This is a genomic window from Thermosipho sp. 1070 (assembly GCF_001682135.1).
GTDB lineage: Bacteria > Thermotogota > Thermotogae > Thermotogales > Fervidobacteriaceae > Thermosipho > Thermosipho affectus.
Map to the genome: position 1 here is coordinate 145,230 of NZ_CP007121.1, position 23,768 is coordinate 168,997.

The following is a 23,768-nucleotide window of genomic DNA, read 5'->3' on the forward strand; positions in this document are numbered from 1 at the left end:
TCCATTAAAAAATGTGAAATTCCAAAAATAAAGGAGCCAAAATTAATGAAATAACAGCCATTATTTTTATCAAAATATCCAAACTAGGTCCAACAGTATCTTTTAAGGGGTCACCAACTGTATCTCCTATCACAAGCGCATCGTGTTCTGTTGAGCCTTTCTCAAGTCCTTTAATTTTTCCCTGTTCTAAATGTTTCTTTGCGTTATCCCACGCACCACCGGCATTTGCACTAAATAACGCTAACATTATACCACTTAACGTTGTTCCAACCAATACACCACCGACAAACTCTGTTCCAAGTAAAAATCCAGAAATTATAGGCGTAAGAACTGCAATAAATATAGGTTTGCTCATTTGTTTAATTGCACCTGCAGCACTTATCTTAACACATGTTTGATAATCGGGCTTTTCATCACCTGTCAAAATACCTGGCCTTTCTTTAACCTGACGTCTAATTTCATCTACCATTAATCCTGAACTTTTTACAACAGACTCTATCAAAATCCCACTAAACATAAACGGTAAAGATGCTCCTAAAATAGCTCCCGAAAGTGTTTTAGCATTTATGATATTTAAATTCAAAAGATCAAAAACGTTATTAAAAAACGTACCTGGAGATGTTTGGGAAAAAACATACGAAGCAAAAAGTGACAAAGCAGCCAATGCAGCAGAACCTATTGCAAATCCTTTACCAATTGCGGCAGTGGTGTTACCAACCATATCTAATTTATCCGTAATCTTCCTAACATCTTCCTCTAATTTTGCCATTTCACTTATTCCACCCGCGTTATCCGCAATAGGCCCATACGAATCAACGGAAACCGATGTTGCAACAAAGGAAAGCATACCTATAGATGCCATTGCAACACCGTATAGCCCTGAAAAATAATTTGCAAGCAAAATCGCTATAAATAAAAATATTGAGGGTAAAAATACACTTTTCATACCAAGTGCCAAACCACCAGATATCACAATTGCAGATCCCTGCTTTGATTTATAACTCAACTCCCTTGTAGGCCTAAAGTCATCTGAAGTGTAATATTCCGCCAATAATCCAATAATGATTCCTACAAAGACCCCTAAAACTGAAGAAAAATATGGTGAAAATTTTCCAAATCTAAACCCAAAAATTTCCAATTTTTTTACATCTGACAAATAATAATTAGTCAAAAGAAAATTTCCAAACAAGCTTAAAATTGCAGATAAAAACAAAGAACTGTTTAAATCTTTATGTGGATTTCCAGATCCTTTCTTTAATATTACAAAATAAATTCCAAAAATACTCCCGATCAACCCCACAGTAGTATACAAAAACGGGTAATAAATTAACTTCTTTACCGTTTCATAGTATAAATTACCCGATAGTGTAAAAATATAAGATGCTAAAACTATAGCAGATAGTATTGAACCCACATAACTTTCTAGCAAGTCTGCACCAAGTCCTGCAACATCTCCCACATTATCTCCTACATTATCCGCAATTGTTGCTGGATTTCTTGGATCATCCTCCGGTAATTTTAACTCCGTTTTTCCCACTAAATCTGCTGCCATATCTGCAGCCTTTGTATAAACTCCTCCTCCCACTCTATCAAACATGGCAATTATGGAGCACCCTAAAGAATATCCAGAAACAGTCATTGCAAATGGTATAAAATTAATCCCCAAATAGTTCTTTATAATCACTAAATTTTCTTTATCAAGTTGATAAGAAAAAAGCCAAAAGACTATACCAAGCCCCAGTAGTGCAAAAGAGGCAACAGACAACCCCATAACAGATCCACCCTGGAAAGCAAGCTTTAATGTTTTGTTTAAATCACGTGTTTCACGTGCAATATTTGAAACTCTTACATTTGCCCTAGTTGCAATTTTCATCCCTATAAATCCTGCAAGTGAACTCATCAACGCACCAATCAAGAAGGAAACTGATACATACCATGCAGTTATAAAACCAAGAATTATAGCAATGGGTATAGATATTTTAAAAACAACTGCATATTCATGTGAAATAAACGCATCTGCACCTTCTCTAATTGCAAGAGAAATCTCCTTCATTTTGTCGTTCCCCTCGGATTTTTTTGTGACAAAATAAAAATTTAATAACGCAAGCCCTATCCCCAATATAGGTATCAATAAATAAACCATCAACATCCCTCCTTTTACCAAATCTTAACTTAATTATAACAAGGTTTTGTTCCAAAATTATGTACAAGTATTTCCAATTTGTTAAAAAATATGATATAATGTTTCAAGAAGATATCAGTTAACATTTGAATTTGAGAGGAGGTTCCTTCTATGGGAAAAAGGAAAGTTATGGTTATTGATGATCAACCGGAAATTCTTGAATTAATTAGTTTCACGCTCGAAAAAGAAGGATATGATGTTATACCCGTCGAAGACGCTGAGAAAGCTCTTGAAGAGATTAAAGATAAAGATGTGGATATGTTTCTCGTTGATATAATGTTACCTGGAATGGATGGCTTTGAATTTGTAAGAAATATTAGAAGTCAAGAGAAACATAAATTTACACCTGTAATCTTTTTAAGCGCTAAAGGTGAGGAATTTGATAAAGTCTTAGGTTTAGAATTGGGTGCAGATGATTACATAACAAAACCATTTAGTATTAGAGAACTCCTTGCAAGAATCAAAGCTGTATTTAGAAGAATGCAGCTTTCCACTCAAGTAAAAGAAGAAAAACCAAAAAAGATAGTTGCGAAAGATTTGGAAATTGATGTAGATAAGTATGAGGTAAAAATAAAGGGTAAAAAAGTTAATTTAACCCCGTTGGAATTTGATCTTTTAAGATTTCTAGCCGAAAACGAAGGGAAGGTATTTTCCAGAAACGTACTTTTAGACAAACTTTGGGGGTATGATTACTTTGGTGACACAAGAACTGTTGACGTTCACATAAGAAGGCTTAGAACAAAAATAGAAGAAGATCCTTCGAATCCTAAATATATAGTAACAGTTAGAGGGAAGGGGTACAAATTTAGAGACCCTGGAAAGGAAGAATAATTAATGCTCTATTTGATAATTACTATATTTGTACTATTAATGTCTCTCTTTGTTGTAATACACAAATTAAAGAAAATAAAAAAAGAATACGATATACTACAAATTTCCATGAAAAAAATAGAAAAATTGATAGAGGAGGATAGGAATTCTCCTCCTCTTTATATTTCAGAAAAAATTAGAAAGAAAATAACGGCTTTAGAAGAAAAAATATATGAACTAGAGTTATCACTAAAAAACCACTTGACTATTTTAAATAATATAGTTGATCCTATAATAATAGCGAAAAAAGATGGAACTATTACATTTGCAAATATTGAAGCTCGCAATATTACAAGGCCTGGAGTTGAAGGAAGAAAACTATACGAAGTCTTTGAAGATTATTACGTAAATCAGATGTTCGAAGAAGTTCAAAGCAAAAAAGATCTGAAATCCGGAGAAATAAACCTCTTTGTCAATGGTGAAAAAAGATATTACGAATTAAAAATAGTACCTGTTACACTGGAGCAAAATAACGAAAGGTATATTATAATACTCCATGATGTAACACAAGAAAGAGTTTTGGAGAATGTAAGAAAAGAATTTATTTCTAATGTTTCTCATGAACTTCGAACACCGCTTACTTCAATTCACGGATATGCAGAAGCACTTCTTGATGATTCCCTTGAAGATAAGGAATTAATAAAAAGATTTTTAACGATAATTGAATCTGAAGCCGCAAGAATGACCAGATTAATCAACGATTTACTTGATCTTGAAAAACTAGAATCTGGAAATACTCAATTTGTATTTGAAAAAATCAACTTCACCGAGATTCTTGAACATGTAAGAAATATAATAGAACCATTGGCAAAAGATTACAAAGTTGAAGTCGAGTTTGTCTACCCAGACAATATCGAACTTATAGGTGATAAAGATAGACTAACTCAGATGGTACTAAATCTAGTTGATAATGCGGTAAAATATACTTCTCTAAAAGAAAAAGGAAAGAAAAAAGTAACTGTTGAAGCATACAAAGAAAATGACAATATAAAACTAATTATAAAGGATACTGGCGTTGGAATCCCTGAAAAAGCACAAAAAAAGCTGTTTGAAAGATTCTACAGAGTGGATAAAGCCAGAAGCAGAAAAATGGGTGGAACAGGTCTTGGATTATCAATTGTAAAAACAATTGTAGAAAAACACAATGGTGTAATTGAGTTTTCAAGTAAAGAAGGAGTAGGAACAAAGTTTATCGTTACTTTACCAACGGGAGGTAATACAAATGAGACCGTATGATATTATTCTAAAAAAAAGAAATGGAGAAACTCTTAATAAGGAAGAAATAGAATACATGGTAATGGGATATGTAAATAAAGATATACCAGATTATCAGATGTCCGCCTTTTTGATGGCAATATTTTTCAAACACTTAAACAACGAAGAAAGGGCTATTTTGACGGAAATAATGGCAAAATCTGGTGATATGTTAGATTTATCAAAAATAGAAGGAAAAAAAGTGGACAAACATTCAACAGGTGGTGTAGGTGATAAAACAACATTAGTTGTTGCCCCAATAGTCGCATCACTTGGTGTTCCAGTCGCTAAAATGTCAGGTAGAGCTTTAGGCCATACTGGAGGTACCATTGACAAATTAGAATCAATACCTGGATTTAAAACTTCGTTAACACTAGATGAGTTTTTTGAAAATGTAAACAAATACAAAATAGCTGTTGTAGGACAAACTGCAAATCTTGCACCTGCAGATAAAAAGATATACGCTTTACGTGATGCAACGGCAACAGTAGACGAAGTCTCTTTAATTGCTTCAAGTATTATGAGTAAAAAACTTGCTGGTGGAGCTGATGCATTTGTATTAGATGTAAAGGTAGGTTCAGGTGCATTTATGAAAGACATTGATTCTGCAAGAGAACTTGCCAATGCCATGGTAGGTATTGCAAAAAGTCACAACAAAGAAGCCGTTGCTGTTTTGACTAATATGGATGAACCTCTTGGTTTCTTTGCTGGAAATTCTTTGGAAGTACTCGAAGCAATTGAGACCCTAAAAGGAAATGGAGATAAAAAATTCGTTGAGTTGTGCCTTACTTTATCCGCATGGATGTGTTATCTGGCTGGAAAAGACTCTTATGAAAAATGTTATAAACTTGCGTATGATTCTCTAAATAACGGAGACGCTTTAAATAAGTTTAAAGAATTTATAATCGCACAAGGTGGTAATCCAGATGTAGTACAAAAACCGAAAGATATATTACCTATTTCCAACAATTTTGTAGAATTTAAGGCAAACAAAGACGGATATATATCAAAAATAAATACGGAAAAAGTAGGAGTTGCTTGTAATTATTTAGGCGCAGGAAGAGTAAAAAAAGAAGACAAAATTGATCATTCAGTTGGTCTAGAATTTTTAAAAAAAATCGGGGATAAGGTCTCAAAAGGTGAAACAATAGTAAAACTTTACATAAGTGAAAATAGTGATGTGGAAAGTGCCCTTAATCTTCTTAACGATGCGTATACAATAGGTGACAGCGATGTCCAAAAACTCGATATTATTTTGGATATTGTAAAGTGAGGTGAATTTTTGAAAAAGATATTTGTAGCATTTATACTAATCATTGCCCTTGTTTTAAGTGCACATACTATAATTTATAAAAACCACGCTTTTTATTCGCAATCTGTGTGGATTAACGAAGAAGTATTAAAACAACTAGGTTTTCGTTTTGTAAAAAACGATAAGATATTTATGGTTTTTAATAATGATCTTATTATAGGTAAAAATGGTGATTTTACGTTAAATTTTGACAAGATTTTTAAAAACGTATATCAAATTAATGATAGTCAACTATACGTTAATATAGACTTTATAAAAGACTATTTTAAACTTAATGAATACTCATTAAATGGTCAAAAGATATTGTACGATACTCTCCCTGAACTAAAAAGTGTAAATTTTGAAAATAACAATTTATCTTTGTATTTTTCTTCAGAAATAACAAAAGAATTCTTAAAATTAGAAGTGGAAAATAGAGATTTAATCATCACTGTTGAACCTGTAAATGGGGATCCAATAGTAATAGGAAATGTTAATTTGCAAAAATCCCAAAACAAATTTTTGCTTTTTATATTAAATAACAAATTAAAGCCTGTTCCCATTACTTCATATCAAAAAAATATAGTAAAAATTGCTCTAAACTTTACAGAAGAAGAAAAAAGGATTATAAAAGATGGACTTATTTGGGAACGAAAAGTAGAAACATTTAACAAAGTAAAATATCTAATCAATTATTTAAGAATTGATCCAAAAAAAGTTGAAATACTACCGGTATTTCCACTTAATGGAATTGGTACAAGAGAAGATTTAAGACAAATATTAAAAAATAACGGTTGCATTGCTGGAATAAATGCAAATTATTTTGATCCATCAAATAATTTACCTATTGATCTTGTAATAAAAGACGGCAAAATATTATCAGATAAATACGGGTTAAGACCATCATTTATACTGACATACAACAACGAGGCTTTCATAAAAAGAATAAATCTTGAAATTAACATTTACATTGGTGATCTGCTTTTTTTAGTTAAAGGTGTAAACACACTGGCAAAAGGTGAGGTATTGCTATACACAGATGAATTCGCTTTAAAGATACCAAAGGATGAACAAAAATTATACTTCATCATTGAAAACAACAAAATAAAAGCAATTGGATATATAGATAAGGTCCCAGATGGTGACATGGTTTTATCAATTGACAAAAAATATAAAAAATATTTAAAAGATGTAAAAAGTGGAACAAAAGTAGATTTAATACTAAATTCGGATTTTCCATTTCCTATAAAACATGCAATTGGTGCCGGACCTCTATTGGTCGAAAACGGTAAAAAACTAATAGACAGTGCAGAGGAAAAGTTGAGATATGGTAATGGAATAGCCACTTCAAAAACAACTAGAACTATTATTGCTCTAACAAAAGAGGGGAAAGTTGATTTTATAGTAATAGAAGGATATAATAACAACGGCGGAATGGATTACGATATTGCTGCAGATTTTCTTATATCAAAAGGATACTTTTTTGCGATGATGTTAGATGGTGGAGGATCAAGTGCTATGGTTATTCAAGATGAAGTGGTTAACCAAGATGGACAAATACAAAGAGGTATACCAGTAGGTTTAGGAGTAAAATAAAAAAACGGAGGTGCCTACATTGGAACTTAAAAAATTTATAAGAGACATTCCAGACTTTCCAGAAAAGGGAATTATATTTAGGGATATTACACCGCTTTTAAAAGATGCTGAAGCATTCAAGTTTTCTATTGATAGTCTTTCGGAAAAATTAAAAGATATCGACTTTGATATTATTGTTGCACCTGAAGCAAGGGGATTTATTTTCGGTGGAGCACTCTCATACAAGTTAAACAAAGGATTAGTTCCCGTAAGAAAACCTGGGAAATTACCATATAAAGTAATTTCTGAAAAATATTCACTTGAATACGGAGAAGCAGAACTTCAAATGCACATTGATGCTATTTCAAAAGGACAAAAAGTAATAATATTTGATGATGTACTTGCAACTGGAGGTACTGCACTTTCTTTAAAAAAACTAGTTGAAAAATCCGGTGGAGAAGTAGTAGCTATGTCATTTTTGATAGAACTTAGTTATTTAAATCCAAGAAAAATCCTAAGTAACGATAAAATTATATCTCTTATTGTATACTAAAGGGGGAATTTTCATGCTAAAGTTTGATTTCACTAATCTATTTAGTGAAAGAGTTTTTGACAACATAACAATTGAAGATGTTAAAAATTACGAAGAAAAAATCAATAAAATCGCTAATGAAATTGATAAAAATAAACCTGGATTTGCTGAAATTGTATTTTCTAGAAAATGGATTGATTCAGTCTTAGATTTAAAAGATTTTATTTTTGAATTTGATAATTTAGTTGTTTTAGGAATTGGTGGTTCAGCTCTTGGTAACATTGCCTTACAAAACACATTAAAGCCATTTAATTGGAATTTTCTGTCAAAAGAAGAAAGAAAAGGAAAATTGAAAATTTTTGTGATAGATAATGTAGATCCAGATTACGTTGCTTCAATACTTGACACAATTGATGTAAACAAAACATTATTTAATGTAATATCAAAATCTGGTAGCACTGCAGAAGCAATGTCAAATTATCTTATAGCACGTGGTATTATTGAAACGTATGGATTAGATCCAAAAAAACATTTAATATTTACCACAGATCCAGAAAAAGGAGTATTAAGAAGTATCGCAAACAAAGAAAGTATAAGGACTTTGGAGATTCCTCAAAACGTCGGGGGAAGGTTTAGTGTTCTTACACCTGTGGGATTGTTATCCGCATATGCTGCAGGCATAGACATTGAAGCATTGTATGATGGAGCTAAAAACGCTTATAAAAAACTATTAAATCCACTGTTTGAAAACCCGGCAGCTTTAATAGCACTTACACACTATTTATACTACAACAAAGGTAGAAATATCTCGGTTATGATGGCTTATTCCAACAAATTATATTATTTAGCAGATTGGTATAGGCAACTTTGGGCAGAAAGTTTGGGAAAAAAATTTGATAAAGATGGCAACAAAGTAAAAGTTGGTCAAACACCTGTTAAGGCCCTTGGAGCCGTTGATCAACACTCTCAAGTGCAACTATACAATGAAGGACCGGATGATAAAATAATTACGTTCTTAAAAGTTGAAAAATTCAAAAGAGACATTAAAATTCCGCATGTTCATGATGAAGAAGCCCTCTCTTATTTACAAGGAAGCAAATTATCAACTCTTTTGAATAATGAACTTCTTGGAACTGAAAATGCAATACTTGAACATGGTAAACCATCTTTAAAGATAACATTCCCACAAATCGATGAATTACATGTTGGTGAATTTTTCATGACGTACGAACTTGCTACAGTAATTGCTGGAAGTCTTTTTAACGTTAATCCATACGATCAACCTGGAGTAGAACTAGGTAAAAAAATAACATACGCATTAATGGGAAGGCCAGGTTTTGAAGAATACAAAATAAATCCAAGCAGTGAAAGGATAGAGTTATAATGAAAATTATTAAAATACTAATAAAAGAATTTAATCCCGTTGAAATTTATGAATCAGAAGAATACATAACTTTAATTATAAACGATGAAACAAATATAGCGGAAAAATTAAAGCAATTTCCCAAAAAATATGAAGTTGAAAAAAGTCTTAGGATCTTAACCACAGAAGAGCTTGAAAAAATTTCTGAAAAATTAGGAGTGAAAGTGTATTGAAATACACCATCTGTGTTACTGGAAAGATAGGTACAGGGAAATCAACTATTTCAAATTTTTTCAAAGAAAAAGGTTTTAAATACATAAATATGGATGAAATAGGAAAAGAAGTATTTTACTCAAAATCCAAAGAAATAAAGGCACTTTTTGGAACAGACAATAGAAAAGAAATATCCAAAATTGTATTTACACAAAAAGATATGTTAAAAAAATTAGAACAAATCTTACATCCACCAATGCTAAAAAAATTGGAAAATTTAACTCAAAATAACGGTTTATACGTAATAGAAGCAGCAATAAAAAGAAGGTTGAAAATTACATGTGATCTCACAATAACGGTAACTTGTTCAAAAGATGTTATTCATAAACGATTGGCAAACAGAGGGCTTAATAAAAGTATGGTGGATAAAATTTTGGAAAATCAAAGTGACATCTTAGATGAAGGAATTATAATCAGAAATGATTACTCTTTAGAACTATTAAACGAAAAATTAGAGAAAATATTTGCAATTTTAACTAAAACACTCCCTTGTTAGGGAGTGTTTTAGTTTAGTTTCTTTATTATTTTTTGTCTATACATTTCTTTATCAGATTTATTTATTGCCCCAATTACATCATCAAAACTCCCTGGTATATTTACAGATCCCCATGAAAATTTCGTTTTTGTATTTTTTTCAATCCTTTTCACAACCTTTTCTCCATATTCTCCATTCAAAAAGATGACAAATTCATCTCCACCCCATCTAACTATAAAATCTCCTTTTCTAATAAACTTCTTAACTGTTGAAACAAACTCCCTTAAAACTTTATCTCCCTCAAGATGTCCATAAGTATCGTTTATTTTCTTTAATCCATCTAAATCTACAAAAACTATTGTTCCTATTTTATTTTCCCTTTTTAACTCGTGATATTTTTTAAATAGTAATTCCATACCTGCCTTTCTGCTCAAAGCACCTGTAAGTTCGTCATAAAAAGCATTCTCTTTCATCGTTTCAAATTTTTTTACATTTTCATAATGGATTTCAGCTATAGCTAAAATGTACTTCAATAAATTTTCTTCAAACTGACTAATAGTATTGTAGTAAACTACTATCTTTAAATTATCAAATATATATTCACTAGAATTTCCCTCAACTTTTCCAAATTTATAAGCGCTTTCCCCATTCTCAAAGATTTCAACACCTAAAATAGAATGCAATATATTAAATATACTCTTGCTAAGCTTTTCTAAAAATTTAATTTTCTCAATTGTTCCAACAATATCTACAACAAAAATAGAAAAAAGCGGAAATAGTGCTTTCTCTTTTAATTCCTCGTTTGCTTTTAATATAATATCCCCTATCTTTTTCATGTGCTATCACCTCGTTTGGTTTATCGACTAGTTCTTTAAATTCTTTAACTTTTCCCTCACCTTAAATAGTTCATCTCTAATACGTGCTGCATCTTCATATCTTAATTCAGATGCAGCTTTGTACATTTCCTCTTCTAATATTGCCATGTATTCTTCCGCCGACAATGTTTCTTTTAGCATAAACACATCCAATCCTTTTTTATTGTCTTCTTCATCCATAAATTGTTTAAATATCTCTTCATTCAGTGGTTTTACAATACTCTGTGGCTTTATATTATACTTTTTATTATATTCCAATTGTATTTTTCTTCTTCTATTTGTTTCTTCAATTGCTTTCCTCATTGCAGAAGTAACTCTATCTGCATACATTATTACTTTACCATTTTGGTTTCTTGCAACACGTCCTATTATTTGAATAAGAGTAGTTTCACTTCTTAAGAAACCTTCTGTATCAGAATCAAGAATTGCAACCAGTGAAACTTCTGGTAAATCCAGACCTTCTCTTAATAAATTTACACCTACAACTACTTCTATATCACCACGTCTAAGTTTTTTCAAAACTTCTACCCTTTCAATAGTATCTAATTCTGAGTGCAAATACAAAGCTTTTATTCCATATTCTATCAAATATTCTGATAATTTTTCTGCAGTTTTCTTTGTCAAAACCGTTACGAGCGCTCGTTCATTTTTCTCCCTTATCTTTAAAATTTCTCCAATTAAATCATCCACTTGATTTTGCGTTGGTCTAACCTCAACCTCTGGATCTATCAAACCTGTAGGTCGTATAATCTGTTCAACCACTTGCTTTGAATTTCTAATCTCAAAATCACCTGGTGTTGCAGAAACAAAGATTATTTGATCTATCTTTTCCCAAAATTCATCAAATTTTAAAGGTCTATTATCAAATGCACAGGGTAATCTAAAACCATATTCTACCAAATTTTTCTTTCTAGAGTAATCTCCTCTGTACATAGCCCTTAACTGTGGAATTGTTATATGTGATTCATCTATAAAAATCAAATAGTCACTACCAAAGTAATCCAAAAGACTGTACGGAGGTTCGCCAGGTTTTCTACCATCAAAGTGTCTTGAATAATTTTCAATACCATTACAATACCCCAAAGTTGTAAGCAATTCTATATCATTCATGGTACGCTGTTTTAATCTTTCCGCCTCAAGTATTTTTCCATTTTTCATAAAATATTTTACTTGTTGTTCTAGTTCTTCTTTAATAGTATTAACGGCATTCAAAATTTTTTCTTCTGTTGTTATAAATTCCTTTGTAGGATAGATTATTACCCTATCAAGTTTTTCAATAATAGTTCTATTCAATGGATCAAAAGTAAAAATTCCATCCACTTCATCTCCAAATAATTCTATTTTTATACCCTCATCTTGATAACTTGGAAATATTTCTATAGTATCCCCTTTTAGTCTAAAAGCACCTTTTGATTCTATGTCATCTTTTCTTTCGTATCCAATCTTTGCAAGATGCGTCAAAAACTTTCCCAATTTAATATTTTGACCTATTTCTACCTTAAAATTTAACGCACTAAAATCTCTTGGATCACCACAATTGTATATAGCAGACACACTTGCTACTACAATGACATCTCTTCTTGTGAGTATAGACTTTATAGCACTCATTCTCATGCGGGAAATAATCTCATTAATATCCGCATTCTTTTCAATATACAAATCTTTTGTTGGAATATAAGCTTCGGGTTGATAATAATCGTAATAGCTTACAAAAAATTCCACCTTATTTTCTGGAAAAAAACCTTTAAATTCAGAATACAACTGCGCAGCCAAAGTTTTATTTGGTGAAATAATTAAAGTAGGTTTTTGAATATTTTCAATAACCTTTGCCATTGTAAATGTTTTACCACTACCTGTTACTCCCAACAATGTCTGAACTTTGTATCCACTTTTTAATCCATTAACTAATTTTTCTATAGCTTTAGGCTGATCCCCAGAAGGAACAAATTCAGAAATTACCCTAAACACCTTATAACCTCCTAGGTTCCACAAATAGTGTTTTGTAATTACTATATAAAACAAGTCCAGGTTTTAACCCCTTTGTTTTTCTAACATTCTTTGCCTTGGTATAATCCACAGGCACTTTCCCAGAATTTTTTCCCTTGCTATAACCTGCGGCTAAACTTGCTGCATATTCTATAACATCTTGATTTATTTCCTTTCCCGCATACTTTATTATTACATGTGCACCTGGCATCCCGCTAACATGTAACCAAATATCTTCATCTTTTGAATCTCTCACCAACATATCATTTTGCTTGTTGTTTTTTCCAATGTATATTACATACCCATCATACTCAATTTTTATAGGCTTAGATTCTTTATACATCTTCTTTCTCTTCTTTGATCTTACAAGCCCTACATTTTCCATTTCATTTCTTATATCTTCAAGTTCATTAAATTCATTTACCTCGTCTAATGTATACCACAGCTGATAAAGATAATCTAATTCCTTTTCTAAATATTGTTTTCTTTCCATTAGACCTTTCACTTTTACTTTTAATTTGTTATACCTTTTAAAATAAAAATTTGCATTTTCAATGGCATTTTTATTCTTATCTAGTTTAACTAAAACAGTTTCTTGAGTTTCCCAATCTACTAATTCAACTTTATCGACACCTTCTGGAACTTCATAGTAATAAACCTTTAAAAGTTCCCCATATTTTCTATAATCATCGTAATTTTTTGCCTTTTCCAATTCCTTGTTTATTTTTTCAAGTGCATTTTCAATTTTAATAATTCTTTTCACAATTACATTTTCAAGATTTTTTTTCATTTGAAACAAAACACTCTTTTGTTCCTTAAATTCGAAAAACACATTAATAGCGTCTTCTATTTTATCACAATGCCTTTTTTTACTAATTTGTAAATGATGTAAAGGAAACGCGGAAATCTCAACAGGCATGTTATTTTCATAGTATAAAAATAAATATCCTTTCTCAAAATCATTTAAAATACTTTTCAGTGCCTCGTTAAAGCTCATGTTCTGCATCCTAAACATTAATTCTTTTACCGTTATTTTTGAAAAACCCTGCACTCTTTTATACAGAATTTCTACATCACTTTCATCTTCTACTTCATATGGTGTTATCTTTTCGGATTTATAAACAATAAATTCCTCACCAGGATAGATAGTCCTATATCTATTTTTTATTCTTTTATACGCATCTAAAATTACTCCATTTTCAACCAAAATTATATTCGAATGTTTCCCCATAATGTCAATATACAACTCATATACGTGTTTTTCACCTACTTCATCAATTTTAAACACAACCAATTTGAGTGTCCTTTCAAATTGAAAATCAATAACATCAACAACAATTCCCCCTCTTAACCTACTTCTTAAATATTCTACAAAATAGTGTCTTTTTGGATCTTGCGGAAGATTTCTTTTTTCAAACGTAATGTATGAAAAATTTGGATTTAATGATACTTTTAAATCAAAGCGGTGAAAACTAATATACACAACATTATTTTTGTAGTAAAAATTTCTTATATGCGCATTTAACAACTTTTCTTTTGCATAATCTACAAATCTCTTCATTACAAAACCATCATATGGCATTTTCTACCTCCTCTCACAAAATAAGTATATCATAAAAAAAGCGGCCCAAAGGGCCGCAAGCTCAATTATATCCAATAATTACTCTTTTCCTTCGAACCAGTATGAATAGTAGTCATCACCTGGTCTCATTGCGTTTGGATACCAACCTTTAAGCCATTTTCTTTGTACCCTTACTCCAACAGGTTGATAAAGTGGTACACTAATTGCGTAATCTATTACAAACTTTTGTACTTTTGCATACAGTTCTGCTCTCTTTGTTGCATCTGTTTCTGCGGCTGCTTGCTCAATCAATTCATCCAAGCTTCTTCCTCCGAGATCTGGATGAGGAGTACTTACAAATTCGCGGAACTTTTTACCTTGTCTTGGTCCATAATCACCTTTAGAATCATAATATGTAAAGATAAAGTTATCTGGGTCAGGGAAGTCTGCAAGCCATCCAAGAATGAATATTGGGAGCTCACCACGTTTCGTTGCATCTAAGAATGTTGGCCATTGCAATCCAACAACGTCTATTTTAATCTTTGGATTCAACATTTCAAGGTACATCTTAACCATCTCTGCCGTTCTTTGTCTTGCTTCGTTACCAAGGTTATATGCAACAGAGAACTTAAATCCTTTCTTCCAAGCTTCGCCATTCCATGCTTTCATTAATTCTTGTCTTGCTTTAAACAAGTTGAAATCGTAAAGCGGAAGTGATGGATCAAATCCAAGTAATCCCTCTGGTAATGCAGTTGGAACTCTCTTTGCAAAGCCTTTCAACACTTCGCCGATCAATGCATCATAATTTATAACGTGTGCAATTGCTTTTCTTGCATGTACATCGTTAAAGAAATCAACTGGTATACCATTTCCATCAAGTTTTCCACTACCAATGTATTTACTATCTTCCCTAATTGTCCAATTGAATCCCAATGCAGTAATTGAAAGTGTTGGAAGCCCTTCAATAATTTCAATATCTGGATTACCTCTAACTTGATCAAGGTATTGTATTGGGATATATGCAATATCTGCGTCACCTTTTTCGAGCATTGCTTTTCTCGTTGAGTATTCATCAATACCCCAAATTATAACTTTCTTAATCTTTGCAGGTTCTCTCCAATAATTTTCATTTGCTTCTAATATAACTTTTTGTTGTGCCCTATCCCATTCAACAAACTTGTATGGTCCAGTTCCCATCGCTGTTTGATAAAGTGGTGAATCTTCTTTTCTTTGATTGTGCCATTTCCACCATGTAGTTGGTTGTCCATCCCAAAGTCCTTGTTCGATACACCATTCTTTATCAAGGATTGCTCCCCAGTGTGCAGATTGTGCGATTACGTTCAAAAATGGACCATATGGTCTCTTAAGATGAAATACAACATTATCTCCTTCAACTTCAATTGCTTTATCTACTTCATCATATACCTTTTTGAATACTTCCTCAGCTTCTGGAAGTGGATTCCCATTTTCATCGAACAACTCATCATAATCTTTTCCAGAAACTTCCTTTACTAGATCCTCAACACTCCAAACACCGAAAATCGAATACCAGAGCATCCAAACTGGCCCACCTGCAGGATTGTAAAGTAATCCTCTTTCAAAACTGTATTCTACATCTTCTGGTGTTAAATCATTTCCATTGTGGAATTTGACACCTTTTCTAATTGGGAAAATATATGTTTTTCCGCCATCTTTAATAAGTCCGTTGTCAACCGTAGGAACTTCAGTTGAAAGTCTTGGTAAGAATTTGTTCAAACTTGAGCCATCGTATTGGATAAGGTTTTCGTATACTTGGTAAAGAACTTCACCGCTTGAAGTATCATATGCCAAATGTGGATCAAGGGTATCTGGTTCACCAATAGTTGCATCCACCAAAACGTTTGGATCAGCTGCAAACAATGCAACAGCTAAAACTACCATCAAAAACACCAAAATCTTTTTCACAAAAATCCCCCCTCTTCTAGAGTATAATAGTGCTCGTAACTATTATACCACAAAAATTACAAAGAAATCAACTCTTTTACACTTATGAAAAAAATATTTCTTTTATTTAACTTTCATATATTTTGCCGTTGGAATAAACGCTTTTATCTTTGTCCATGGTAACTCAACAATCTTAAAATTTGCATATAAAACTGTCCTATCGACTAATACTTTTCCAATTGGATCAGAAACACTTCCCAAAAAATATACTTTCTTATTTTTAAAGTTAACCTTATTTGGTGTTATTTTACCAAAATTCTTATACTCATATCTTTTATTTCCATATTTGAAAATTGCAATGTCAAACAAAAAAATTTCATTTTCAAAAATAAAAGAAGAAATAGTGTAAAGTCCGCTTAAATCATTTGTTATTTCATATGCATAATTTAAATCAAAAATTACTTTCTTAATAGAACTATTTGCAATATGTTCCAAATCAGCTATGTATTTATGAAAATTACCTTTTGAAAAATCAAATGAATATATAAAAATTTCCGCAATATCTCTACCATAAACTACTTTAATTGCAGGTAATGGGATAAATTTTTCTAGTTCGATAACACTAATATCTAAATTTTCTCCTGGTATATCAATCTTCAACCTCTTTTTCCTAAGTATATCCCCCAAATACGGGAAAACGTATCTTGCAAAAAATTGCTTTTTCCCATTTCCAAACCTTGAAAAGTATTCTTCTATCTTTACACCATCAACCGCTAACAATTCAACATCATTTTTCAATTCACATTGACTATTTATTATAATATATTTACCATTTACGTATCTTAATTCAAAAGGCAAGACATTTGTTGTTTTTGCAGAAATAGGCAAGAAAAAATATATACCTGGAAGACTTGAAAAACGTTTTAAAAGAAAAACATAAAAATCATAACGATTCATGCTTTTGTAAATTTTTATATAGTCATTTTGAAAATCTTCCACATAGTGTATCTTCATCTGACTTATTAAATAATCAACATCTTTTTGCAAGGTTTTCTGTGAATATGGTATATATTTAAATAAATAAGGCGAAACTATAAAAAAAATAATAACTGCACTTACAAATATTAAAGAAAAATTAACAAATTTTCTCACAAAACTCCTCCCATTCTCATATCATACAAACATATTATACAAAAAAGTTCTTGATAAAAAAAGAGATTTATGGTATCATTTCAATGCATGGGTGCGTAGCTCAGTGGGAGAGCGCTTCCTTCACACGGAAGAGGCCGCAGGTTCAATCCCTGCCGCACCCACCAAAAGGGGCCTTTAGGCCCCTTTTTGTGATAAAATAATTTAGGGGTGAAATCTTGAAATATATAACATATCTTTTTGGAACTATATTAGCAACATTTGGTTTTATATTATTTTCTTTATACATTTCACTTTTTCTTTTTTCTCCAATAATAGAAAATATTTTTGCAATCGATATGAATATATCATCTGCATTACTGATAATTTCAGTATCTTTCACAATAACCGGTATTTTCCTAGGATTTTATTCTATTTCAAAAGACAATTGGGAATATGCTAATATATGGATTTTTGTATCTATTATTCTAAGTATTACTTCTTTTATATTTCAACTCTATAAACTTGCATCACTGGGACCAACGTGGATTGGAATTGAATTTTTTGGAACAACTGGAAATAAAATTGAAGCAATGTATATCGACATGCTTCTTTTTATAGTAAACCTTTGTGTTTTAGTAATAACATCCACAATTGGTTATAATATAAAAAGAGGTAAAAAATGAAAGTTCTAGGTCTCATTGTTGAACACAATCCATTTCATAATGGTCATTTGTATCATCTAAACAAAGCAAAAGAAATAGTAAAACCAGATTTTACCATTGCCGTTATGAGCGGTAACTTTTGTCAACGTGGTGAGCCTGCAATAATCGACAAATTTTCACGTGCAGAAATTGCACTTAAAAATGGTATTGATGTAGTTTTTGAACTACCTGTTGTTTATGCGCTACAAGATGCCGGAGGTTTTGCATACGGTGCTATTAGTCTTCTTGATAAATTAAAAACTGTTACTGATATTGTTTTTGGGAGCGAAAGCGCTGACAAACAATTTATAACAGAAGTTGCAAAAACACTTTCGATTAATTCCAAGGAATTTGATAAATTACTAAAAAAAGAACTTAAAAAAGGCATGTCATTTCCAAATGCCAGAAAATTTGCTTTAAAAGAATTTCTAAAAAAAGATGTAAATTTTATCAAAAAAATAGAGAATTCAAATGATATACTGGGAATTGAATATGTAAAATCTATACTAAAACTAAATAGTAACATAAAATACAACGTAATCAAAAGAATTGGTGCAAGATATAATGAATTAAACTTGACAAATAAATATTCATCTGCAACTGCTATTAGAAATGCAATAAAGATGGATAAGGAATTTAAAGAATTTGTACCGGATTCTTCATATGAGATTTTAAAACATACCTTCTTAAAAGGAAAAGGTCCTGTGTTTTTAGAAGACATGGAACAATTCATACTGACATTTTTAAGATTAAAAAGAAGAGAAGACCTAAAAAAAACATACAGTTTTAATGAAGGATTAGATCAACGATTCATTAATGCAATTAAAAATTCTACAACACTTTCTGAATTTTTCGATAATGTAAAAACAAAAAGATTTACTTATTCAAGAATTAGAAGGGCAATATTTCACGCAATATTCAATTTTGAAAAAGAATACATTGATTTTTCAAATAAGTTAGGCGTGCAGTACGCCAGAATTCTAGGCTTTACAAGAAAAGGACAAAAATTACTCTCCAAAATCAAAAATGTCTCAAAAATTCCAATAATTTCAAATCCTTCATTAAAAGACAAAATTTTAAAAAAGGCACTATCTAGTGAAAAATTCGAAATCAACAAATGTTTATTTAATTGGCAATTCGAAAAAGATATCTTGGCATCAAATATATACACAATGTTTTATCCTAAAAAAACTCAAAGAAAATACGGAGTTGATTTTAGAAAACCAATAATAATTGAGGGAGAAAATGAACGAAATAATTATCGTTCCGACAGAAAAAGAATGTAATATAAGCGGGTATTTTCACATTCCATCTTATGATATCTTTCCATTTGAAGAAATAGAAAATTCTTGGTACGTACGCTCCAAAAGAATATACGCGCTCTATCTTGCACTTGAAGGGAAATTAAAAGCTATTTCCACACTCTACTCCCTAACAAGATACGTTATGCCACCTGATATCTTCAAAAAATATATTTTTAAATTAAAACCAGGTGATAGACTCAATTCACCTGAAATGTTATTTTCAAATCTAGGATATAAAAGAACGTACAACGTAACAGAAGGAGGGCAATTTTCAATAAGAGGAGATATAATAGATTTTTTTGGACCTAATAACATTCCCATTCGTATTGAATTATTTGAAAATACAATAGAAGAAATAAGAATATTTGACGTTGCGACCCAAAAAAGTATTAAAAATATCGAATATGCTCTAATTCTACCGGCCAAAGAATATATTGAAAAAATAACACATGAAACTATCTTAGGCGAAAAATACAACGGTACATTTATAGACTACAATATAGAATTTAAAATAGTAGATAAAAAAAGATGTATTGAAGAATACGTAAAAAAGGAAAGAGAAATAAGGGAACTTATAATAAGTCAAGACTTAAGAAAAAAGTATATAAAATTTTCGGGAATAGATTACACAAAAATTATAACTCTATCGAAAGAAAGCGACATAGAATTAAAACCTGTAAAATTTGAAAAAGAAATTAATTCCATACCAGTTATAAGCGAAGAAGAGTTCGAAATGGGAGAACTAGTCGTACATAAAGAATACGGTATAGCAAGATTTGAAGGTACTACAAAAATATTACAAAAAGGTCTTGAAAGAGAATTTCTAATACTTCAATTTAAAGATTCAAAACTATTTGTACCAACTGATAGATTAGATTTAATCCAAAAATATATTGGGGCAAAAGATACCATACAATTAGATAGTCTGAAAAAAAATAACTGGCAAAAAAAGGTTAAAAAAGTTAGAAAAGAAATTCAAAATACAGTAAAAGAACTCCTGAGATTAAATGCACTAAGAAAAAAAACAAAAGGGTTATCACTTCCAGGAGATCCTGAACTTGAAAAAGAGTTTGCAAAAACTTTTCCACACATTGAAACAGAAGATCAACTAAAGGCTATAGAAGAAGTAAATAATGACTTAATGTTAGATAAAAACATGGATAGACTTATTGCTGGAGACGCCGGTTATGGAAAAACAGAAGTTGCCATGCGCGCTGCTTTTAAAACTGTTGTTTCTGGAAAACAAGTAGCAATCTTAGTTCCAACGACTGTACTTGCAAGACAACACTTTGAAACATTTAAAAAAAGGGTTGAAAAATTTGGAATAAAGGTAGAACTATTCGACAGCTCTCTTACCCAAAAACAAAAGGAAAAAGTTAAAGAAAATATAAAAAAGGGGATCACAGATATTGTAATAGGAACACATGGAATTATCTCTTCGATAAAATTCTCCGATTTGGGACTTTTAATAATAGATGAAGAACAAAAATTTGGTGTCCATCAAAAAGAGGCATTTAAAAAAGTAAGAATAAATTTGAACATCCTTTCAATGAGTGCTACACCAATTCCGCGTACCCTACATATGGCTTTAAGTGGTCTTAAAGACATGTCCATTTTAAAAACTCCACCTATTGGAAGAAAAAATATACAAGTTTTTGTGAGTAAATTTGATGAAAAAATTACTAGACATGCTATCTTAAGAGAAATAAACAGAGGAGGTCAAGTAATCTACGTACACAACAGGGTAAACTCCATTGAAGAAGTAGCAAATAATCTTAAAAAGATAGTTCCAGAAGTAAAAATAGATATTATCCACGGCCAATTACCAAAAAGAAAAATGGAAAAAGTTATAAAGGAATTTTACAATGGAAAATTAGATGTACTTGTTTCAACATCTATTATTGAAAATGGAGTTGATATACCAAATGCAAACACATTAATAGTTGACGATGCTCACAGATATGGCCTTTCACAACTTTATCAACTAAGAGGCAGAGTGGGAAGATCAAAAAAAAGGGCATTTGCATACTTTTTTTATCCAGAAAAAATAAATAAGGTTGCAACAGAAAGGCTTAAGGCAATTAAAGAAATTATGGGACCGGGAAGTGGTTTTCAAATAGCTTTAAAAGATATGGAAATAAGGGGAATTGGAAATATTTTGGGACTTGAACAACACGGCTTTATAAATGAAATAGGCTTAAATTATTATTTTGAAATATTAGATGAAGTATTGTCAAATATGGAAGGAAAAATACAATCAAAAGTAACTACAGAATTGTTAGGAATGAAAGGTTCAATTGTTATTCCAGATAATTATGTAAATGATCCCGTTGAAAGGCTCAGACTCTATAGAAGAATTTCTTCTTTTTCTAATGGAAATGAAATAAATGAAATATACGATGAATTTAAAGATAGATTTGGAACACCTCCTCAAAGTGTTTTAAATCTTCTAAAATATGCCAAAATAAGAATTTTAGCTTCAAAAAAAGGGATTTCAAAGATTATCTTTAAAGATGAAGCAATAATTGCATACACAAACGACAACTTAAAAATTGACCTTCCTCATATATATAACGAAAGAGAAAAATCATATATAATATACTCAGATGAAGAAACGTTTCTAAAATTTTTGCAGAAATAAAGGAGATCTTTTCCTAAAAAATACTAAAAATCTTTTTGATTGGATACTCTACATTATAGCTTTTCTCTATTTTGAAAAAAGCCTTAAGCTAAATAAAAAAATTTGAAATTTTTCAAAAAAGATTACTTAGAAATTTTATTCCTCATAGAATTTATACTATCTATTATTGCCGTAGCACGCTTTTCTCCTATACCTTCAACCTCTTTTAATGCAGAAAAATCAGCGTTACTCAAGGAGAAGACATTTCCGAATGCCTTGACCACATTGTGCGTTATATTCATTGGGATCTTTGCCACATTTCTCAACAACCTATATCCCCTTGATTGTACATGATAATCACTTAATTGATTTATATTTGCAATGTCATCATATCCCAGCAACCTTGACGTAGATATTGGCCTTCTTTCTTTATAATTTTTTAAAGTACTTATTATTTGTTCTACTACATCTTCATCTTCTATATCTTCTTTGTAATAATCCAATATAAGGTTTTTGATTATATCTTCAATATCAACCATTATTTCTTCCAGTTGCATTGATGCTAACCTTCCCTCAACTCCGAGTTCTATTACATAAGGATCTATTTCCTCTCTAATTTTCAAAATTTCAATGCCCTTGTTTATAATTTCAACCACATCGATTAAATTGACTCTGTTTTCAATTTCAAGAATATCTAAATTCAAGATCATTTTATCAAAATTTTGTCTGTATTTTTCCAGTGTATTTAACGCTTGATTAACTCTCGTAATTAAAAAGTTAATATCGTTAATTATATACCTGTAATTTTTGTAATACAAACTAATAATGTTCCTTCTTTTTGATACAGCAATCACCAATTCTCCTATCTGCTTTGCCACTCTCTCTGCAGTTCTATGCCGTGTACCCGTTTCACTAGTTGGTATACTCGCATCTGGCACAAGATGCACATTTGCAGCAAGTATTTTTGTTACATTATCATCTACCAAAATTGCACCATCCATCTTCGCAAGTTCATACAGTTTTTCTGGCATAAAAGGTATATCAAGCTTAAATCCTGCTTGAAAAATTTCCTCATTTTCTTTAAATTTTTCCTCGGGAATAAAAACAATTAAAGCACCAAAATTTGCCAAAACTATATCATCTAATGCCTTTCTGAGTTTTGTACCTGGTGCTAGCAACTTTATTTTTGAAACCAATTCTTGCGGAATAGACATAAAACCCCACCTTGTATTTTTTTACACAAAAAGATTATAACATAAAAAAACGTGCTTGGTAAAACCAAGCACTTTTATTTTACCATATTTAAGAAATATTCGTGCACTCTAGTATCATCTGTCAATTCAGGATGAAAAGATGCCACAAGAACATTCTTTTGTCTTAACAAAATTGGCGAATTTTCATAAGTTGATAAAACTTCCACATTGTTTCCATAACCCACAACCTTTGGAGCTCTTATAAACACCGCCTTATATGACTTTTCAAATCCTTTTATTTCAACTTCCGTTTCAAAACTGTCAACCTGTCTTCCATATGCATTTCTCTCAACCTTTATATCTATGACTTTTAGGGAATCCTGTTTGAAATTTACCACTTCTTTCGAAAGTAATATCATACCTGCACATGTACCAAAAACTGGAAAACCATTTGAAATTCTTTCTCTTAATTTTTCATACAAATTTACCATCTTCATTATTCTTATCATCGTAGTAGATTCCCCACCTGGTATAACCAATCCATTAACTTCATCTAAATCTTCGGGTTTTCTGACTATCAAAACCTCCACACCAAGTCTTTCAAGCATTTGTTTGTGTTCTCTAAAATCTCCCTGTATTCCAGAAACTCCTATTTTCAA

Annotated in this window: 19 protein-coding genes and 1 tRNA gene; 12 read left to right on the forward strand and 8 right to left on the reverse strand. The window is 31.1% G+C overall.

Features of this window, described 5'->3' with window-relative positions; translation table 11 throughout:
• Positions 1-4: 4 nt before the first annotated feature.
• Complete coding sequence (locus Y592_RS00735; RefSeq protein ID WP_198927367.1) at positions 5-2,143, reverse strand: sodium-translocating pyrophosphatase; 2,139 nt, start codon at positions 2,141-2,143, stop codon at positions 5-7.
• Between the two features lie 150 nt (positions 2,144-2,293).
• Between Y592_RS00735 and Y592_RS00740 the strand changes: the two genes are divergently transcribed.
• Genes Y592_RS00740 through coaE form a run of 8 tightly spaced genes read left to right on the forward strand, consistent with a single transcriptional unit; the run spans position 2,294 to position 9,836 of the window.
• On the forward strand, positions 2,294-3,013 hold the full coding sequence (locus tag Y592_RS00740; protein WP_075665175.1) for a response regulator transcription factor: 720 nt from the start codon (positions 2,294-2,296) through the stop codon (positions 3,011-3,013).
• Positions 3,014-3,016: 3 nt separating this feature from the next.
• Positions 3,017-4,288: a sensor histidine kinase gene (locus Y592_RS00745; RefSeq protein ID WP_075665176.1), complete on the forward strand. Its 1,272-nt coding sequence runs from the start codon at positions 3,017-3,019 to the stop codon at positions 4,286-4,288.
• Complete coding sequence (locus Y592_RS00750) at positions 4,275-5,579, forward strand: thymidine phosphorylase (RefSeq protein WP_075665177.1); 1,305 nt, start codon at positions 4,275-4,277, stop codon at positions 5,577-5,579. Before Y592_RS00745 ends, Y592_RS00750 begins: the two co-directional genes overlap by 14 nt.
• A 9-nt stretch (positions 5,580-5,588) precedes the next feature.
• Positions 5,589-7,193 (forward strand): phosphodiester glycosidase family protein, encoded by a 1,605-nt coding sequence (locus tag Y592_RS00755; RefSeq protein WP_075665178.1) that lies wholly within the window; start codon positions 5,589-5,591, stop codon positions 7,191-7,193.
• A gap of 19 nt (positions 7,194-7,212) precedes the next feature.
• Positions 7,213-7,725 carry an adenine phosphoribosyltransferase gene (locus Y592_RS00760; RefSeq protein WP_075665179.1) on the forward strand — a complete coding sequence of 171 codons (513 nt, stop codon included), beginning with the start codon at positions 7,213-7,215 and terminating at the stop codon, positions 7,723-7,725.
• Between the two features lie 13 nt (positions 7,726-7,738).
• Positions 7,739-9,088 (forward strand): glucose-6-phosphate isomerase, encoded by a 1,350-nt coding sequence (locus tag Y592_RS00765; protein ID WP_075665180.1) that lies wholly within the window; start codon positions 7,739-7,741, stop codon positions 9,086-9,088.
• Positions 9,088-9,300 carry a hypothetical protein gene (locus tag Y592_RS00770; protein ID WP_075665181.1) on the forward strand — a complete coding sequence of 71 codons (213 nt, stop codon included), beginning with the start codon at positions 9,088-9,090 and terminating at the stop codon, positions 9,298-9,300. Before Y592_RS00765 ends, Y592_RS00770 begins: the two co-directional genes overlap by 1 nt.
• The gene (gene coaE, locus Y592_RS00775) at positions 9,297-9,836 is read left to right on the forward strand and encodes a dephospho-CoA kinase (protein ID WP_075665182.1); all 540 of its coding nucleotides are present in this window, start codon (positions 9,297-9,299) and stop codon (positions 9,834-9,836) included. The genes Y592_RS00770 and coaE overlap by 4 nt, the downstream gene beginning before the upstream one ends.
• A gap of 8 nt (positions 9,837-9,844) precedes the next feature.
• Here the strand turns inward: coaE and Y592_RS00780 are convergent, their stop codons facing one another.
• The 5 genes from Y592_RS00780 to Y592_RS00800 form a co-directional block, all read right to left on the reverse strand.
• The gene (locus Y592_RS00780) at positions 9,845-10,651 is read right to left on the reverse strand and encodes a GGDEF domain-containing protein (protein WP_075665183.1); all 807 of its coding nucleotides are present in this window, start codon (positions 10,649-10,651) and stop codon (positions 9,845-9,847) included.
• A gap of 27 nt (positions 10,652-10,678) precedes the next feature.
• Positions 10,679-12,658, reverse strand: coding sequence for an excinuclease ABC subunit UvrB (gene uvrB, locus Y592_RS00785; protein ID WP_075665184.1), 1,980 nt, complete (start codon positions 12,656-12,658; stop codon positions 10,679-10,681).
• A 1-nt stretch (position 12,659) separates the two neighbouring features.
• Positions 12,660-14,258 (reverse strand): Rqc2 family fibronectin-binding protein, encoded by a 1,599-nt coding sequence (locus tag Y592_RS00790; RefSeq protein ID WP_088368817.1) that lies wholly within the window; start codon positions 14,256-14,258, stop codon positions 12,660-12,662.
• 78 nt (positions 14,259-14,336) lie between these two features.
• Positions 14,337-16,181, reverse strand: a complete 1,845-nt coding sequence (locus Y592_RS00795; protein WP_075665186.1) for an ABC transporter substrate-binding protein — start codon at positions 16,179-16,181, stop codon at positions 14,337-14,339.
• Positions 16,182-16,283: 102 nt separating this feature from the next.
• A complete protein-coding gene (locus Y592_RS00800) occupies positions 16,284-17,312 on the reverse strand; it encodes a hypothetical protein (RefSeq protein WP_075665187.1) in 1,029 nt (342 codons plus the stop codon).
• A gap of 89 nt (positions 17,313-17,401) precedes the next feature.
• Between Y592_RS00800 and Y592_RS00805 the strand changes: the two genes are divergently transcribed.
• The 4 genes from Y592_RS00805 (at position 17,402) to Y592_RS00820 (ending at position 21,937) form a co-directional block, all read left to right on the forward strand.
• Positions 17,402-17,476, forward strand: a tRNA-Val gene (locus Y592_RS00805).
• A 51-nt stretch (positions 17,477-17,527) separates the two neighbouring features.
• Positions 17,528-17,974 carry a hypothetical protein gene (locus Y592_RS00810; protein WP_232218200.1) on the forward strand — a complete coding sequence of 149 codons (447 nt, stop codon included), beginning with the start codon at positions 17,528-17,530 and terminating at the stop codon, positions 17,972-17,974.
• Positions 17,971-19,278, forward strand: a complete 1,308-nt coding sequence (locus tag Y592_RS00815) for a nucleotidyltransferase (RefSeq protein WP_075665189.1) — start codon at positions 17,971-17,973, stop codon at positions 19,276-19,278. The genes Y592_RS00810 and Y592_RS00815 overlap by 4 nt, the downstream gene beginning before the upstream one ends.
• Complete coding sequence (locus tag Y592_RS00820) at positions 19,238-21,937, forward strand: DEAD/DEAH box helicase (protein WP_088368818.1); 2,700 nt, start codon at positions 19,238-19,240, stop codon at positions 21,935-21,937. Before Y592_RS00815 ends, Y592_RS00820 begins: the two co-directional genes overlap by 41 nt.
• Positions 21,938-22,059: 122 nt before the next feature.
• Here the strand turns inward: Y592_RS00820 and disA are convergent, their stop codons facing one another.
• Together disA and pdxT are read right to left on the reverse strand one after the other, a co-directional pair.
• Positions 22,060-23,130 carry a DNA integrity scanning diadenylate cyclase DisA gene (disA, locus tag Y592_RS00825; RefSeq protein ID WP_075665191.1) on the reverse strand — a complete coding sequence of 357 codons (1,071 nt, stop codon included), beginning with the start codon at positions 23,128-23,130 and terminating at the stop codon, positions 22,060-22,062.
• A 74-nt stretch (positions 23,131-23,204) separates the two neighbouring features.
• The gene (gene pdxT, locus Y592_RS00830; protein ID WP_075665192.1) at positions 23,205-23,768 is read right to left on the reverse strand and encodes a pyridoxal 5'-phosphate synthase glutaminase subunit PdxT; all 564 of its coding nucleotides are present in this window, start codon (positions 23,766-23,768) and stop codon (positions 23,205-23,207) included.

Bases quoted from the DNA above. Each gene is read 5' to 3' on its own strand.
- Y592_RS00780 (WP_075665183.1), bottom strand. From the start codon at position 10,651: ATGAAAAAGATAGGGGATATTATATTAAAAGCAAACGAGGAATTAAAA.
- disA (WP_075665191.1), bottom strand. From the start codon at position 23,130: ATGTCTATTCCGCAAGAATTGGTTTCAAAAATAAAGTTGCTAGCACCA.
- Y592_RS00815 (WP_075665189.1), top strand. From the start codon at position 17,971: ATGAAAGTTCTAGGTCTCATTGTTGAACACAATCCATTTCATAATGGT.
- Y592_RS00820 (WP_088368818.1), top strand. From the start codon at position 19,238: ATGAACGAAATAATTATCGTTCCGACAGAAAAAGAATGTAATATAAGC.
- Y592_RS00765 (WP_075665180.1), top strand. From the start codon at position 7,739: ATGCTAAAGTTTGATTTCACTAATCTATTTAGTGAAAGAGTTTTTGAC.
- Y592_RS00770 (WP_075665181.1), top strand. From the start codon at position 9,088: ATGAAAATTATTAAAATACTAATAAAAGAATTTAATCCCGTTGAAATT.
- Y592_RS00750 (WP_075665177.1), top strand. From the start codon at position 4,275: ATGAGACCGTATGATATTATTCTAAAAAAAAGAAATGGAGAAACTCTT.
- Y592_RS00740 (WP_075665175.1), top strand. From the start codon at position 2,294: ATGGGAAAAAGGAAAGTTATGGTTATTGATGATCAACCGGAAATTCTT.
- Y592_RS00735 (WP_198927367.1), bottom strand. From the start codon at position 2,143: ATGGTTTATTTATTGATACCTATATTGGGGATAGGGCTTGCGTTATTA.
- Y592_RS00790 (WP_088368817.1), bottom strand. From the start codon at position 14,258: ATGCCATATGATGGTTTTGTAATGAAGAGATTTGTAGATTATGCAAAA.
- Y592_RS00745 (WP_075665176.1), top strand. From the start codon at position 3,017: ATGCTCTATTTGATAATTACTATATTTGTACTATTAATGTCTCTCTTT.